Annotated in this window: 12 protein-coding genes and 1 riboswitch; of the genes, 2 read left to right on the plus strand and 10 right to left on the minus strand. The window is 41.1% G+C overall.

The window, feature by feature from the left end:
* Nucleotides 1–529: 529 nt before the first annotated feature.
* Complete coding sequence (locus N5O98_RS16430) at nt 530–4,741, plus strand: acyl-CoA dehydratase activase (RefSeq protein WP_004311436.1); 4,212 nt, start codon at nt 530–532, stop codon at nt 4,739–4,741.
* Nucleotides 4,742–4,745: 4 nt separating this feature from the next.
* Entirely contained in the window at nt 4,746–5,366 is a 621-nt protein-coding gene (locus tag N5O98_RS16435) for a TetR/AcrR family transcriptional regulator (protein WP_004304037.1), read from the plus strand.
* A 189-nt stretch (nt 5,367–5,555) separates the two neighbouring features.
* On the opposite strand, the gene N5O98_RS16440 is transcribed toward N5O98_RS16435, so the two are convergent.
* From N5O98_RS16440 to N5O98_RS16485, 10 genes are all read right to left on the minus strand, one after another.
* A complete protein-coding gene (locus N5O98_RS16440; protein WP_004309698.1) occupies nt 5,556–5,978 on the minus strand; it encodes a pyridoxamine 5'-phosphate oxidase family protein in 423 nt (140 codons plus the stop codon).
* A 92-nt stretch (nt 5,979–6,070) separates the two neighbouring features.
* A complete protein-coding gene (locus N5O98_RS16445; protein ID WP_008648609.1) occupies nt 6,071–6,949 on the minus strand; it encodes a helix-turn-helix domain-containing protein in 879 nt (292 codons plus the stop codon).
* Between the two features lie 123 nt (nt 6,950–7,072).
* Nucleotides 7,073–7,621, minus strand: coding sequence for a Crp/Fnr family transcriptional regulator (locus tag N5O98_RS16450; RefSeq protein ID WP_004297054.1), 549 nt, complete (start codon nt 7,619–7,621; stop codon nt 7,073–7,075).
* A 40-nt stretch (nt 7,622–7,661) separates the two neighbouring features.
* The gene (locus N5O98_RS16455) at nt 7,662–9,026 is read right to left on the minus strand and encodes an MATE family efflux transporter (protein WP_004304040.1); all 1,365 of its coding nucleotides are present in this window, start codon (nt 9,024–9,026) and stop codon (nt 7,662–7,664) included.
* A gap of 236 nt (nt 9,027–9,262) precedes the next feature.
* Nucleotides 9,263–10,828 (minus strand): STM4011 family radical SAM protein, encoded by a 1,566-nt coding sequence (locus N5O98_RS16460; RefSeq protein WP_004309700.1) that lies wholly within the window; start codon nt 10,826–10,828, stop codon nt 9,263–9,265.
* An 11-nt stretch (nt 10,829–10,839) separates the two neighbouring features.
* Nucleotides 10,840–12,117, minus strand: a complete 1,278-nt coding sequence (locus N5O98_RS16465) for an STM4012 family radical SAM protein (RefSeq protein ID WP_022199476.1) — start codon at nt 12,115–12,117, stop codon at nt 10,840–10,842.
* On the minus strand, nt 12,114–12,968 hold the full coding sequence (locus N5O98_RS16470) for an STM4013/SEN3800 family hydrolase (RefSeq protein WP_004304043.1): 855 nt from the start codon (nt 12,966–12,968) through the stop codon (nt 12,114–12,116). Before N5O98_RS16470 ends, N5O98_RS16465 begins: the two co-directional genes overlap by 4 nt.
* Nucleotides 12,955–13,965 (minus strand): STM4014 family protein, encoded by a 1,011-nt coding sequence (locus N5O98_RS16475; RefSeq protein ID WP_004309702.1) that lies wholly within the window; start codon nt 13,963–13,965, stop codon nt 12,955–12,957. Before N5O98_RS16475 ends, N5O98_RS16470 begins: the two co-directional genes overlap by 14 nt.
* Nucleotides 13,966–13,968: 3 nt before the next feature.
* On the minus strand, nt 13,969–15,042 hold the full coding sequence (locus tag N5O98_RS16480) for an STM4015 family protein (RefSeq protein WP_004304045.1): 1,074 nt from the start codon (nt 15,040–15,042) through the stop codon (nt 13,969–13,971).
* 201 nt (nt 15,043–15,243) lie between these two features.
* Entirely contained in the window at nt 15,244–16,380 is a 1,137-nt protein-coding gene (locus N5O98_RS16485) for an OmpA family protein (protein ID WP_008774604.1), read from the minus strand.
* A 430-nt stretch (nt 16,381–16,810) separates the two neighbouring features.
* Nucleotides 16,811–17,031, plus strand: a riboswitch (cobalamin riboswitch).
* Nucleotides 17,032–17,118: the final 87 nt, after the last annotated feature.

Genomic DNA, 17,118 nt, shown 5'->3' on the forward strand with positions numbered 1-17,118 from the left:
ATTGGAATATAGCAACTTGTTGCCAAATGCATGAGGAAAAAGCAGCATAGCCAAAAGAAAATATAGCAGAACTGTAAAATATAAAAGAGGTTGTGCCAACGTTTTGACACAACCTCATTTTGTTTATAATTCAGCTTAAAATCTCTCGTCTGATCCTAGAACTGTTCTACAATAGTTTATAATAAACTCGAATACCGTTTTACTAAAACTATCAAAAAGTTTATTATAAACAGAATCCGGGTTTATTAAAAGCCACGTTACCTTTTGTCAAAAATAGAGTAAACAAGATTTCTAAGATTCACCATAAAAGATCTACTACAACCCAACAAGTAATATAAATACACAATTATTCATTTACGTCTTTTTTTACACGATCGTTTTCCTCCCTCACATTCCATCTTTCTTTTTTCCCAATTCGTTAATTAAATCAAAAACTTCAATTACGATTTGCCGTATCTACCATATTTTTACATACATTTGCGTCTGACACAGATGTCAAACACGAGGTCTAATTTAAGATATTTGGTATATGAATGTATATAAAGTGGGTTTAGATATAGGCTCTACTACCACTAAGATGGTAGTATTGGATAAAGATGGAACTACAGTCTTGTTTTCCGGATACAAAAGGCATCAGGCAAAAATACAAGAATGTTTACTCGGATTTCTTTATCAAATAAAGGAACAGTTGGGTGATATTCCTTTATCTTTCCACATTACGGGCTCTGTTGGAATGGGAATTTCAGAGAAATGCTCTCTGCCGTTTGTGCAAGAGGTTGTAGCTGCAACAAACTATGTGTGCCGGGAGCATCCGCACACAGCCACTATGATCGATATTGGAGGAGAAGATGCGAAAGTTGTTTTCTTTCAGGACGGACAGGCTACAGACCTGCGCATGAATGGAAATTGCGCCGGCGGAACCGGGGCTTTCATTGACCAGATGGCTATTCTGCTTGGAGTCTCCATCGACGAATTGAATGAACTAGCACTTCGTTCCAATCAGGTATACTCTATCGCTTCACGCTGCGGAGTATTCTGCAAAACGGACATACAGAATCTGATAGCCAAAAATATATCTAAAGAAAATATAGCAGCTTCCATTTTCCATGCAGTAGCCGTACAGACCACTGTCACACTTGCACGCGGTTGCAATATCGTAGCTCCGGTATTACTCTGCGGTGGCCCATTGACTTTTATTCCGGCCCTTCGAAAAGCATTTGCCAACTATCTGAATCTGTCACAAGATACAGATTTCATATTACCGGAAAAAGGAAATCTGATCCCTGCCTGGGGAGCAGCATTGGCAGAGAACAATGAAGAAAGTATTCATCTCTCCAACCTGATACAGGTAATAGAAAACAAACTAAGTGTTACCTCACCTTTCCAGAGTGATCTTTCTCCTATATTCGACAGTGAGGAAGAATATCGGTCATGGAAAAAAGAAAAAGACCAGTATAAAATTCAATATGCCAGTCTGCGTCCCGGATTACAGGAAGCAACTATCGGCATAGACTCCGGCTCTACTACCACCAAAATCGTAGTACTCGACAACAATCATCGTATCCTTTACTCCTATTATCACGACAACAACGGAAACCCTATAAAAACAGTAGAGAACGGCTTGCAGAAACTATATGAAGAATGCCGGAGACGAGGAACTACCCTGCGCATAAAAGGAGGATGTTCTACCGGTTACGGAGAAGATCTGATAAAAGCGGCTTTCCACATGGATGCGGGAATCATTGAAACCATCGCTCATTATGCTGCTGCCAAACATATCAGCAAAGAAGTTTCTTTTATCCTGGATATTGGAGGGCAGGATATGAAAGCCATCTTTGTGAACGACGGAGTAATCAACAGAATCGAAATCAATGAAGCCTGTTCCTCCGGTTGCGGTTCTTTTATCAGCACATTTGCGCAATCGCTGGATTACAGTGTGGAGGACTTTGCCAAAGCAGCTTGTTTTTCGCAAGCACCATGTGATCTGGGTACACGTTGCACAGTCTTCATGAACTCCAAAGTAAAACAGGTACTTCGGGAAGGAGCGTCCGTAGCGGATATAGCTGCCGGATTATCTTATTCCGTTGTTAAAAACTGCCTGTATAAGGTTCTGCAATTAAAAGACACGGAGATACTTGGCGACCATATTGTCGTGCAGGGAGGAACCATGCGTAATGATTCCATCGTACGAAGTCTGGAAAAGCTGACCGGGAAACAAACCTTCCGCAGTAACTGTCCTGAATTGATGGGTGCTCTTGGTTGTGCCCTATATGCCAAACAAATCGAAAATGCCCGGGTGACGGAGCTGAACGAGATGCTCCAATGGGCGCAATATACTTCCAAGCAACTTCAATGCCGGGGGTGCGAGAACCAGTGCGCCATTATGCGATATACGTTCAACAATGACAACCATTACTTCTCCGGCAACCGATGTGAAAAGGTATTTTCCAATAAAGGAAGCCATGCGGACAAAGGCATCAATACGTATGATAAAAAGCTGGAATTATTATTCGACCGGAGCGCAGACATTCCACAACCCCTATTTACCATAGGCATTCCACGTATTCTGAATATGTATGAGGAATACCCTTTCTGGCATACCTTATTTACTGCTTGCGGCATTCAGGTACAGTTGTCGGCCCCCTCTACATTCAGCAAATACGAGACTGCTGCCGGCATGGTGATGTCTGATAACATCTGCTTCCCTGCCAAACTTGTGCACAGTCATATCCGTAACCTGACACTGCAAAACGTCAACCGGATATTTATGCCGTTCGTTGTTTTCGAGAAAAAGGATAAGCAACAGCAAAACAGCTATAATTGCCCCATCGTTTCCGGTTATTCGGAAGTCATCAAAAGTGTACAGGAAGAGAATATACCGATAGATGCTCCGACTATCACCTTCAAAGATGAAGCATTGCTGTATAAACAATGCTATGAATATCTGAAATCTTTGGGTATCAGGGATGAGGTATGCAAAAATGCCTTCTCACGCGCATTACAGGAACAATATGCTTTCGAAGAAAAAATTGCTGCCTATAATCAGGAAGTTCTGAACGAGGGACGGGAAAAACACAAACTGATTATCTTACTCGCCGGACGCCCTTACCATAGCGATCCACTGATACAGCACAAGGTTTCGGACATGATTGCTGCGATGGGAGTTTATGTGATAACTGATGATATTGTCCGCCAGCAGGAGATTTCATTGGAAAAGACTCATTACCTCTCTCAATGGGCATTTACCAACCGTATTCTGAAAGCAACCAAGTGGGCGGCAATGCAAGAGGGTGACATACAATATATGCAGATGACTTCTTTTGGCTGCGGTCCGGATGCTTTCCTTATAGATGAAGTACGTAACTTGCTGAAACGATACGGCAAGAATCTTACTTTGCTCAAGATAGACGATGTTAATAATATCGGCTCCATCAAATTACGAGTCCGCTCGTTGGTGGAAAGCTTGAATTTCAGTTTGAAACATTCTCAAGCGAAAGATCCCGAGCCATTTGTTTCAACTGCTCCTTTCACCAAGAAAGACAAAAAGAAGAAAATCCTCGCTCCATTCTTTACGCCTTTCATTTCACCACTCATTCCATCCATCATGAAAGTGGCCGGATATGAAATGGAAACGTTACCGTTGAGCGACACCGCATCTTGCGACTGGGGATTGAAATACTCCAATAATGAGGTATGTTATCCGGCAACATTGATTGTCGGCGACATAGTAAAAGCCTTTAAAAGCGGACGTTATGATCCTGCCAATACGTGCGTTGCCATCACACAAACCGGTGGACAATGTCGTGCCAGCAACTATATTTCACTGATAAAAAAGGCATTGATTGAGAATGGATACACCAATACACCGGTGGTATCACTTGCTTTCGGCAGTGGTATTGAAAATGAGCAATCCGGTTTTAAAGTAAACTGGCTCAAGGTTTTGCCAATCATACTTGCGTCTGTGTTATACAGTGATTGTATCGCTAAATTCTATTATGCAGCCGTCGTTCGTGAGAAAGAACGGGGACAGGCCGCCCGTCTGCGCGATCTTTATCTGGATACAGCACAGCCCATCATCCAGAAAAATAAACCGGAGGACTTGTTGAGTTACTTATATCTCGCTGCCAGAGACTTCAACAAAATCTGTGAACAGAGATCCTGTCACAAAGTAGGTATTGTTGGAGAAATATTCCTGAAGTTCAACCCTTTTGCTCAAAAGGACGTCACCTCATGGCTCATCAACCAGAAGATCGAAGTGATTCCGCCACTGATAAGTGATTTCTTCATGCAGGGATTTGTCAACCTGAAAGTGAGACAGAACCAACACTTGCAGCGAAAACTCACTCCCGACTTTGTTATCGACTGGTTATACAAGAAAGTCCAGAAGCAGATTAATAAAGTGAATGAAATCGGCAAAAATTTCAATTACTTCACGCCGTTCGAATCAATCTTTGAAAAGGCAGAAAAAGCTAAACAAGTCATCTCCCCGGGCACCCAGTTTGGAGAGGGTTGGCTGATATCCGGTGAAATACTATCCTTTGCTTCCCAAGGAGTCAATCATGTCATTAGCTTGCAACCTTTCGGATGCATTGCCAATCACATTGTAGAAAAAGGAATAGAAAAACGTATAAAATCGCTGTGCCCTCAAATGAATATACTATCTTTAGACTTTGACAGTAGCGTCAGCGATGTGAACATAACAAACAGATTATTACTTTTTATTGACAACATAAACAACTAAAATTATGGCTACAACGGAACATAGCGATTTAGAGCAGCAAATAATAAAAACTGCCCAACAACTTTTTATAGAAAAAGGATTTGTGGAGACCAGCATGAGTGATATTGCTGCAACGGTAGGAATCAACCGGCCCACTTTACATTATTATTTCAGAACCAAAGATAAGATGTTCAAAGCCGTGTTCGGCTCGATAGTCATGTCTTTAATGCCGAAAATACAGGATATAGTAAAACAGGATATCCCATTTATGGAGCGACTAAGCATGATTCTGGATGAGTATATTGAGCTTTTCACAAGTAATCCCTGTCTTCCCAGATTCATTTGCGGAGAAATACAGCGTGATGTAAACCACTTGCTTGCCACTGCAAAAGAACTTCAGTTCGGAGATGCTTTATCCCAAGTGAAAGACAGTATACTGACAGCAATGGAAGACGGTAAACTTAAAAAGGTTCCGATACATATTGTATTTCTGACTGTCTACAGCCTATTGAGCTATCCATTTCTTGCCAAGAACCTGATAGTATCTTTATTCTTGGAAGATGAAGCCGCTTTTGCTGACTTCCTGCAAGAATGGAAACAAAACATCATCAACCAATTGCAGAACTTATTGTGTTATGAGGAATAGTATAGATACTATATAAGGAGGTGTGTCATAATGAATAATAAAACGCAGATTAACGCAAATTATCGCAGATTATTCCAATTATATTGATATATTAATCAACGACTTATAAAATTATTTCTGCGATAATTTGCGTTAATCTGCGTTTTGACACACTCCGTTATTACCATTCCAATCACCCCATCTTGCACCTTATTCGACCACAAAATCTTCCGATTTAAAATTACTATAGAAACGTCCTGAAATAGCAGTAAACTTCAATACACAGTAATCGGGATCCGTCACTCCCTCCGGATAATACATGGTATCTCCCTCCTGCCAGATCATCTCTTTACTGGCACTATCCGTCAAGACATCCATCGTACCGCGTAGCATGACACCTCTAAAGAATCTCGTATCACAGAAGTAGATACACGCATGGTTGTTCTCACGGTATTGCGCCACACGCATGGACGAAGTATTTGTTGTCAGATAAATAGTTTTTATCCCCTTTCTTTTTCTGGGTTGCAGCATTGCTTTGATGGTAGGAAATCCTTCACCGTCTATCGAACCGATAAAAGCTGTTTTCAGCTTATCAATCATGTTGCCTACTGTTTTTTCCGCGTCTCTCATCATTTTACTTTTTATTATTGGTTTATTATCTGATGCGAAAGTAGAGAAATGCCAGGAAAGCAATGCAATAAAAAGAAAGGTAGAAATAGCACTTTTTACGGTTTGTGTACTTTACGATACAATAACGGAGTTTCTCCCGTATGCTGCCGGAAGCTACGGATAAAATAAGAAACCGTTGAAAAACAGAGTTCAAATGCAATATCAGCTATAGGAAAGTCCGTATAAACAAGCAGCCTCTTAGCCTCTTCCATCACCTTGCTCTGAATATATTGTTTTGCGCTGATTCCCATGGTCGAGGTTATCATCTCATTCAGATAATTAGGAGTAATGCAGAGCTTATCCGCATAATATTGAACCGAATGTTGCTCTTTTGCATGTGTAGCAACCAAATTCATGAATTTACTTACATGATTATTGGAAACTTCCCTACTTCTGCCCTCCTCTATCGAAGTCATTTTAAGGTAAGCACGGTCCAGCAACATCAGGACTTCATAAAGCAATGCTCTCAAAACGTGTACATCGCCCTGTTGATACGAATCAATCTCCATCTTTATATCATGCAAGGTTTCAAGTATGCGTGTATAAAGCTCATCAGACAAATGTAGTAGCGATGAAGAACTTTCTATCTGAAAAAACGAAAGATGCTGTACAAACAAAGAATCTTTAAAGAGGAAAGACAAAAATTCTTCTTCGAAAATCAGAGCATACCCATTGGTGATATGATGAGTATCCCAGTTCCGGATTTCCCCCGGTTTAGAGAAAAGAACGTCACGAGGAATTGCTTCATAGGTTTGGTTATCGACTGAAAAAGCTCCCTTACCTTCTGTTATAAAAGTAATATCATAATAATTTAGAGTGTGGACAGCACTTTTAGCCAGGAACTTCTTCACATACTTCAGTTCTACTACATCGACCAAAAGTTCACTCCCATACTTATGCTTATAAAAAGTATATCGAGGTATTGAGTTTTTCATTCAGAATACAAAAATAGTATTCCTTACCAAATAATCCAAAGACTTTTCAAATTCGATTCGATTGAATAAGCCATGAACCATCTGATAAGGAATACATAGAAAAATATGTCTAGGTTATATTTCCTATTTAGAACTTCCGGCCAGATATCCCAAACTGGTCACATCTGCCCCCAAGTAATGATTAATGTGCTTCAATGGCACCCTGTACAGAATATCCGGAATTTCCGCCAATAAAGAGAGGTACCTTTCCCTTACTGTCAGCTTGCGGGCATTCATATCCTCTTCCTCTTTAAAGTAAAACTGATACTCCATCAGTTGACGGACCAGATTCGCAAATGAAATTGAAGATGCACACAACTCTTCAATCTCCTCTTCACTGATGTAATAAGCAGCACATTTCGTCAGTGTCTTGATAGAATACTGACTTGAATTATAGCATAACACAGCATCACCCGCAGAGAAAAACCGATTGGTTCTCTCTTCTCCTTCATGAGTGGTATATGTATGCAAAATACCGGAAACAATAATGTACAAGCTCTGTTCTGGCAATGTGGCAGAAGCAATCGTTTCTCCTTTATCCAGATACACCATTTCCATTCGAGCCAACAGCTCTTTCACTTCTCTTTCATCCACCTGATACTCAAAACAGAGTTTCTTCAAATAAGCTTCCATACAAAATAGATTTTAGTTAATATATGTCACTTAAAAACACCTAATTCGACATAGCAGGCATCATTGTGCCTCTCAAATATAATTTCCTTTGGGTATATCGTAAATACCAGATACAGATCAATAATGAAACGACCGTTGAAATGGGTGGAGCAAATCCCATGATAAACAGCGACGAGCTATCTATCTGGCTGAACCAGTATGACAACGGTATACGGAACAGGAAAGTGGCTATCAGACTGTGAATCATCGGGAATAACGAGTTTCCTTGTCCGCTGAAATAAGAATTAATGCAGAACACGAAACTAACCACGATGCAGTCGATGCTATACCCTCGCAAATAATCTGCCGCCATTGCCACCACAGCAGCATCTTTCGTAAAGAAAGCAGTAAGAGTCTCCGGCAGGAATTGCGAATACACGCAAACCGACACACCGAAAACAAGAGCAATCCCAATCCCCGAAGCCAGACATTTATTCATTCTCTTGATAAGTCCCGCTCCATAGTTCTGTGCAGTCATGGTTGCCACAGCCGATGATATAGCCATCGGAGGCAGCATAGCAAACACGATGATTTTCTCAACAACACCCAGGGAAGCAGATGCAATGACTCCCATCTGATTGACAATGACAGTGATAATCAGAAAAGAAACATTGATTAAAGCATCCTGCAAAGCAATAGGTGCTCCCAACACCAAGATCTTTTTAGACAGATTCCGGTTCAATCGAATATCTTTCCGTGAAAAGTCAAAATGGAATCCGTGCCGGTATAAGAACCAGAGCGCTATTCCAAAGCTGACTCCTTGTGCAGTTACAGTAGCGATAGCCGCTCCCGTAGCCCCCCAATGGAAATAACCGACCAATATAAAATCGAGCACTATATTTATCACACATGCCAGCCCAACAAAATAAAGTGGTGTTTTAGAATCACCCAATCCACGCAAAATACCACATACAACATTATATCCTACTATAAACAGAATACCCAGAGAGCATACCAAAATATAGTTTTTCGTATCTACCATCGCTTCGACAGGAGTATGCATCAGTTCTGCTATCCGACTATGAAAAAGCACCATGACCAAAGTTAGCACTACGCCGGTTATTGAAAACAACCATACGGAAGACCCGATAGTAAAAGCTACTTTTCGATTGTCTTTAGCTCCGGTAGCAATAGCAATCAGCACTGTTGTCCCGGTAGTAATACCCAGAATAATACCTGTAATTGTCTGCATCACCTGACTACCAATAGCTACGGCTGCCACACTTGCCGAATCATCATATTGTCCGACAACGAAAAGGTCAGCTCCGCCATAAAGTGCCTGGAGCACATTGGCAATCAGAAAAGGTACTGCAAACTGCAACAATACCTTCGGTACGCTTCCTTGTGTCAAATCTAACTCTTTCATAGTTTCTTCGATACTTTTCCTCTTTATCTTATTTTGTTACAACAAAAAAAAGTGCCGGACAAGCGAATGATTTGCACCATTCATCTTATCCAGCACTATAATTATTATTATAGCACCCTCCGATGAGGATTTTTATGCCTGTCCCTATTTCAGGGCTGCAAATATGGGCTTTGTTTTCATAATTACCAAATTTTAACCGGTTTTTATTTTCTTATGAAGATGTAACTAGCTATATATCAACTATTATCAGACGAGGTTTGGTCTATAGGATCTCCGTTAGAAAAACGAAAGAAAGCTGCCAACCGATCCGGATTCAGCGTATAACGTGCGCATTCTTTTAATAAGGGTTCCGCATTCATTACGGCACAAGAATGAGAAACCACGGACATCATCGGCCAGTCCTTTAACGAATTTCCTACAACTAAAGTGTGTTCAGAAGCTAAACCCAAAGCCTTACATAACTGAAGCATCCCCTCTTTTTTACTCGCTTCAGGATGAATGACTGTTATCAGCGGAGCTTTATGAAAGACCTGGCAGGGATTTTCTTTCAACCGGGTAAGAATAGATTCTCTCTGTTCTTTATCACGTACCAATATACTATACTTGTAAACCACTCCTTCATAACTATGAATAGTAACTTTTGACGATTCTCCATATACCTCCGGATATACTTTCACCGGCAAACACTTAATCTGCCGCGAATAAGATAATAAACCTCCATCTGCAAACACTCCTCCCCTGAATAAATCAAAAAGAGCCTTTCCCAGCTTTTTCTTCGCCTGCTCCATCGACAGAGAAGTGGCAAGATATAAGGAAACGGACTGTGCCATATATCGCAAAGCGTTAGCATAACTTTCTGGAACTTTTCCCTGTGAATCAGTCAGTGTTCCATCCACATCGAAGAAAACAGTCGTAATAAGTGGCTTGTCCGGTATTCGCCAGAATGCCCCTTCTCCCATTATTCGATGTAAAGGGTGATTGTTCAGGTTACTAAATGCAATATAACAGTCACAAACCTTCCTCTTGCAAGATAACGGCACAACAGCTCCATCACCTTGATAAAAATTACCTATCTTCACCCGGCTTCGGGGACAAGCATACATATCCCCTTTCCAATCGATAAAACAATTATCCCTTCCTCCTGCGCAAACTTCCCATTGTACCGGAGCATTCTTCAAGTCATACTCAAAAAGATTATCCAGTTGACTGAAAAACTGAATATCTTCCTGACTTAATGGTGCCCTTAACCCTTGCATAGCATTAATGAATAAATAAATATCCGGCAAAAGAGCATTCCGTAAATCATTGAGTACGGCCTTTGCAGAGGGATTTCCTACCGCTCCGACACATACCTGTATTCCCGCATGATGGAGTATATGAATCTGATGCGCAAATTTCTCTACCGAAGTCATCTCAGGATGAAAACTAGCCCAAAGCCTTATCTTACTTATCACAGTGGGAGCCACACGAATCTCATCAAGCCAGTGTTTAGCCGGAAAAGAAAGGTTAGTCTGACAGGAAATTCCGGCCACCTGTGGCAATGCCGCCAAATGCACCATTCCTTTCCGATAATAACGATGGATCAATACTTCACCGTAAGGAATAATAAATAACTGCAACGGCTCCCCTTTCCATTGTTCAATAGCTGCTATAAAACGATTCCATGCCTGTTCATCCTGTGTCGTATCTGCCAGATGCGACTTCTTGCCGAAAGGACAATAAGAACAGGTATAGTTGCAGCTATTCAATTTGCCGCGATAATATATATGCCTGAAGGAAAGTAAAGAGCTTTCGTTTTCCATTTCTATTTCGTTCAATAAGAATAAGTTTCCATCAGTTCTCTTATTTCAGGAGTAATGAACAACTGACCAATATAATCGGAGTATGCCATTCCGTCGGAAGTCAGACAAATACGACCGTTATCCGTATTTTCTATCCATTGCCGTTCAGCTAACTGTCGAAACAACATCACATTATCCGGTGATTCTCCAAAGCGACGCTTATATTCGGCCTTATCAAGCCCCATATAATACATCAGATTTTTAATGATGAAACGTTGTCGCCGTTCTTCCTGAGAAAGAATAAATCCATTACGAGCCACTGTAAAATCAGTAGTGCCCATATAATCATCTATCTCTCCGGCAATACAACGCTGGCAAACAGTATACCGGGTGGCATAATGCAAATTACCCAGGTAACTGCGTCCGCCGGAGCCACACGACAGCATCACTTCATCCCCACATGAGATTTCCGCATCAGTAGACGGATGATGAATAAAACGTCGCATCGACGTTTGTAGAAAACCTCTGTCTTTCAACAAATCACAAGCGGCACAATACATCTGAAAACAGACATCGTCGGATTCCCGCTCCGTGATAGCCGTTCCCGGTCGTACATATAGCGGATAGATAAAGAGTTCGTTAGGCTGAAACAGAAGAGCCTGTTCCAATGAATAAAGAAAGCTGGCCACAGTTTGTCCTCTGATTCCGTAAATCAAATCAATATTAAAAAACGGGAATTGTCTCTTCCGAATAGCCTCCAGCGCCTGATTAATCATGTCTCGCCGGGGACGTCTTTTCAAAGCTGTTAATTCTTCGTCAAGGAAACTCTGTACGCCAATACTCACACGAGCTACTCCTGCTTGCTTCAACAAGTCCAAACGGGTAGGATCGGCATATTCCGGCGATGTTTCTACGGAAGTAAAGGTATGTGAAGGATGCACTCCGAATAAGGCAGCCGTATCCAATAGGTATTCCAGTTGAGGAACAGTGAGGAGCAACGGTGTGCCTCCTCCAATGGCGAAACTATCAAATGCCAGTCCGGTAGTGAGTGGAGACAACTGTTGCGCCTGCTTGTGAAGAGTTTCCAAATAAGTTGCGATATAATCCGCACGATTTGTTTGCAGAGAAAACAGGTTGCAATATCCACATTTATGACTACAAAAAGGAATATGGAAATAAAGCGATGCTTTCTGTCCTTCCACCTGTTTCAGGTAAGGAACCAGCGAAACCGGGGACGGAAAAGAACGATAAGCAGTTTTATGTGGATAACTATACATATAGTCTACATATCGTGGTAGCGGTTGATTCATTTTTTCGTTAAAATAAAGTGTTTGTAAGGGACTGTATAAACCGTTTCGTGAGATATGCAATGATATTCATATCCATCCTCTCCATAGCAAGTGCCATGATCGGAAAGAGCAATCACCAGCGTATTTCCCCGCTTCTGAAAGGCCTGAAATAAACGGGGTAGCTGACTGTCGACATATTGCAGCGCGGCAGCGTGTGATTCCTTATCATCCTTCATTTTGCCTTCCACATAATGACAGTTCGGATAATGAATAGCAGAAAAATTGATATACATAAAAATCCGTTTGTCCTCCGGATAGTTTTCGAGTTTCTTCAATGCAAAATCAATTTGTTTTTCAGTACTATCGGGTGCCGTGCATCCAAAGGTCGGCAGCCAATAACTTTTAGTAAAGTAACCGGGAAACACACGCCCCAGTTCATTACGCTTGCTGAAGAAGTTCACCCCTCCTATACAAATCGTTTCATAGCCTACATTGGCAAGGCTTTGCACAAAAGTTGCTTCCGTAAACGGATAACTTCCCGCAGGCGGAATACGTCCCGTACCAGCTTGCACAGGGAAAAACAACCACTTACGGCTGCGTAGCGAATGAGGTTCCGCCGGAGAAGGCAGAAATCCTGCAAAGATGGCAAAATGAGACGGGTAAGTAAAATTTCCCGGCGCATGTCTTTTTTCCCATTCTCCTCCGTGACTGTTCAGTACCGGTGTTCTTCCTGCCTCTTCTTCCTCCTTGCTGACATCATAACGCAAGGTATCAAAGCAAAGCATCAATATATCATGAGTACCCACCACCTGATTCATATCCAGATCCGGATTTTGGGTCTGTTCGCCAGCCGGCAGTTCATCTATTTGCATGGTTATATCTCTTTTTTATGTTTTTTATCTGTTGAATATAAATAGAATTATGAGCAAACATATCCTGATACACATGATCTCCCTGTCCGTTGACTTCTATTATATAAGGAATATCTGTTCCTCTCTCTATCAGTACATCCACTCCGGCATATTGCAAATCCAAAGATTGAACCGCTTCCTGACACTGAAAATAGATTTGTTGCCGCACTACTTCCGGCAAAGACAATTCGTTCCACCAATGTGCCTTATTGTTCAGATGCAGATTGGTTATGCTTCCTTTACTGCATCTCACAACGATATAATCAATTTCAGATTCCCGGCACACTACACGAAGATCATAATTCTCTCCCTGCAACTGCTCTTTAGGAATCCATTCTTCTAAAATAGCTTCTGTTTGCATCACAGCTTCCGCCAACGGGATCATCTCTTTTTCCGTACTCAAACGGTTGATACGTTTAGTGTTATGAATGACTCCATCCACTTGTTGCAAGGTAGTATAGACTACCCATTTATTCCGGTTGGGTTGATAGCGAACAGCCATAATACCTCCCGCCCCCGAACCGTAACGGGGTTTCAAAAAGCATCCTCTACCGCAATCGGCAAGAAGCTCTCTCAACTCATCAAAAGAACGGGGAGAAGGTAACATCGGAGTCACTTTCAACCCTCTGTCCATCAACACTTGTTTAGTTTCCTTTTTATCAAGAGCACGTAATAAAGCATGGGGAGTATTCAAAAAGCACACGTCATCAGATAGCCTCATCTCGCCTAAACGTTGCAGTGTCTCCTTATATGCCTGATTCAACAGCGCATATTTCAGGAAATTCGTTTCATCGCTTACACAAGGTTCCAGTTTGATAACTGCCTGCCGTAGTTGCGGCAAGCAGTTAAAAAGTTCCCCGTAAGTCATAAAACGAACTTCCACCTGCAAGTGTTTGCCTGCTTCAATAAAGTATTCTATACGTTTGGACAGAGAGTTGCTGACAACGATTATCTGCATCTCCTATTCTGTAATCATCGGGTAATACCACAATTCACCATCATATTCATCTGCCTCTTCAGTTTCAGCAATATCTATTTTCATAGGGAGACTCTGCAACTGTTTCTTCATCTCCTTGCTCAAATAATTATAGCGCATATTGATAAACTTCAAATGAGCGATCTTATCCATATTATCCAGCAATAATTGGGCACCTTCATCTTTGAGAGTACCAGCCGAAACATCCATTGTTTCAAGTTGGGGAAGAATATCCGACTCCAGGAACATTTCTACAATCTTGTCCTGTTCTTCAGAGTTGACGATCCCCAGATAAGTCAGCTTCGGGAAACGTTCTTTGGAGAACAACGGACGGAATATCTCAATATCAGCTTCAAATCCATAATCTTCCACACCAACATATAGAATCAGTTTTTCCAGATTGGGGAAATCAGAACCAAGAATATCTTCTACCACTTCGGTAGGCAGGCCACCACTGATAATTTCGAGTGACCGCAACTCCGGCCGTGAAGTCTTTCCCAAACGCAGATTATTGGTTCCTTTGATTTTCAGATCTTTCAATTTAGGCATGGCATCGAGCAGCGGACTAATATCAGCTTGTTCAATCCATGAAATCTCCTGTTCTTCCTGCTCAATATCTCCCCAGAACAAGCCTTCTATTTGTGCGAACTTCTCCTTATTTTCAATCATTCCCTGTAATAAGGCAGAACAGTCGCCACCCTCATAATCCCAACAACCGATTGTTATTTGTTTATATTCAGAGAGATGTTTATCTTTCAATATCTTATCCAGAAGATTCACATTGTTTTCATACTCATCATAACTCAAAGTATATTTCTTGGCTTCCACTTTCATTTCACGTGCAGTTTCTTCAGCAGTTTCTACATACCCTTTTTTGGTCTTTTCCGCAATCAGTTTGCTGGCTGCTTTTTCAGCTTCTTCAGTCGTTGCGTAGTTTTTCACTTGTGTTTGTCCGTCGGTCCCCAACTTACCATAATTTACAGTAATATCTGTTCCGACTACCTCTATGCTCCAGAATTTCTGCGATTTAAAATCTTGAAAAACGAATACTCTCTTCATAATACAGTTTTTAATGGTTGATATTTGCACACTCAACACAGAACGCGCATGAACAATACCTGCAAAAATAACCATTTTATGTAATGTACAAAGAAATCTGTTTACTAAACTTTCAGAGTATTCAAAAATACAACCCAAGATATGCAACAAAGGCTGCCTTTTGGGGCAGCCTTTGTTATTCTATTTCTGTAATATATCAGTTTAATCTTCAATAGTACATATACTTACACGGTTCCAATCCGGTTCAGTAAACATATCGCCTACACCCTGACCTTCAGCAGTGATACGAGATGCACTGATTTTATACTTGTTGACCAAGATCGTTTTTACAGCTTCTGCACGTGCTGCGGCAATTCTGGCATTCACTTCAACACTACCTTCCGGAGAAGCGTATCCCTTAATAACCACTTTAGAATCAGCATATTTCTTCAGGTAAGAAGCTACACGTTCCACATTAGGAAGTTGTGAAGCGTCAACTGACGATTTACCTTGTCTGAAAGTAATGATAGATTCGGGTACACGGGCGGTTTTCACTACAGTCTCCACCGGAACCACTTTTGTGCGGCATGCTTCAAGTTCTTCCTGCAATCCGTTGATACGTTGGTTTGCATTGCTGATCTCACCATCTTTGTTGTTTACATCTGCACGAAGTGCATTGATTGAAGAGTTCAGTCCGTCAATTTCGGCTTGATTATATACTCTCACTTTGGCAAAATGATGTGTTCCGTTACTTGTCTTAAAGTGATATGTCAATCCGGCTGTCAACTCAAAACCTGCGTTATTAGCATTGAAACGGCTCTTTGTTTCAGGGTAAGTACCTTGCATATCATACACAATGGCAGGTTTGATTCCTAATGTCCATGCTTTACTTTCACCCAAGTTGAAATTGAAATTCAATCCCAAACGCGTAGACCAGGAGTTCTGATCGCCATCGCCATTCACATAATAATGTAACCAACCCATTCCGGCCACAGCTTCCACTTCAAACAAACGAGGTTCGCCCGTGTAACTTGCAAATAGATTCATCAAATTGACTTTACCCAATACGCTGACATCCGAAGCATCGAAAGCCGTTTTACTGGATGTGGTATTGATATATCCCATTCCTTGGAATCCCAAACCGAAGATAGGAGTTAATTGCTTTGAGACTCCCACTCCAAAAGTGGGACGCATACCTTTAAAGAAAGCACTGTGAGTAAGGGGAGTAACTCCACCGGCATTTACTCCGACAGACCAATTATCTGTAAGTTTGGTACCTTCTACAACTGATTGGGCATTTGCTACTGTAAAGCCACCCAATATAAAAGCTAATAAAATAATAGATTTTCTCATATTCATAAGTTTTAAATGTAATGTTTTATCTGCTAAATCATTAGAAATGTATTGTTTGTTCATGTCTAACTTTCTAGTTCATTTTTTAATTCGTTATTCACTTTAAACAACATATCATATCAAAAATTAGTTCGCAAGCCATGAGCCCTATTAACATCTATTATGCTTTCGAAAAATCTAAAATATGGAAACATCAATGCAAACGCCTCATTCCCTGAAGAGAAAGGGATCCCAACATCGCTAACCATTATGCATCTTGTTTCATTATTCTACACTTTCATTCATCCATCAGGCAGGAAATACATAAACCGGACTCTACTAAAATACGAAGAATAGAACATAAACGGAAAGTTATCAGGTTGTTAATGCCATATATCGTTCTGATAAAGAGCGGATATTTTTCTTCCTTTTCAATTGGAATCTTGATTTAATTTCTAACTTTGCCGCCAACATCGGTTTCCGGAATGGCATTATCACCAGACGGAATTAAAAGGGAATCCAGTGAAAATCCGGAACTATCCCCGTAGCTGTAAGTTTTATCTCTCTCATAAAAAAGAGAAATGTTATGGCATTCATTTGCCACTGATTCATGAAACGGATCGGGAAGGCGCCACAACAAAAACAAGTCAGAAGACCTGCCGATAAAATTTCCGTTATTCCAGGCTTTCGGGTGAAAGGCAATAGAACGAATCGTACAGGTCCATTTTATTACAAGTCTCCAGAAATTGTCGTGCATGAATAACT

It is taken from the genome of Bacteroides sp. LFL-34 (assembly GCF_027257075.1).
Taxonomy (GTDB): domain Bacteria; phylum Bacteroidota; class Bacteroidia; order Bacteroidales; family Bacteroidaceae; genus Bacteroides; species Bacteroides ovatus.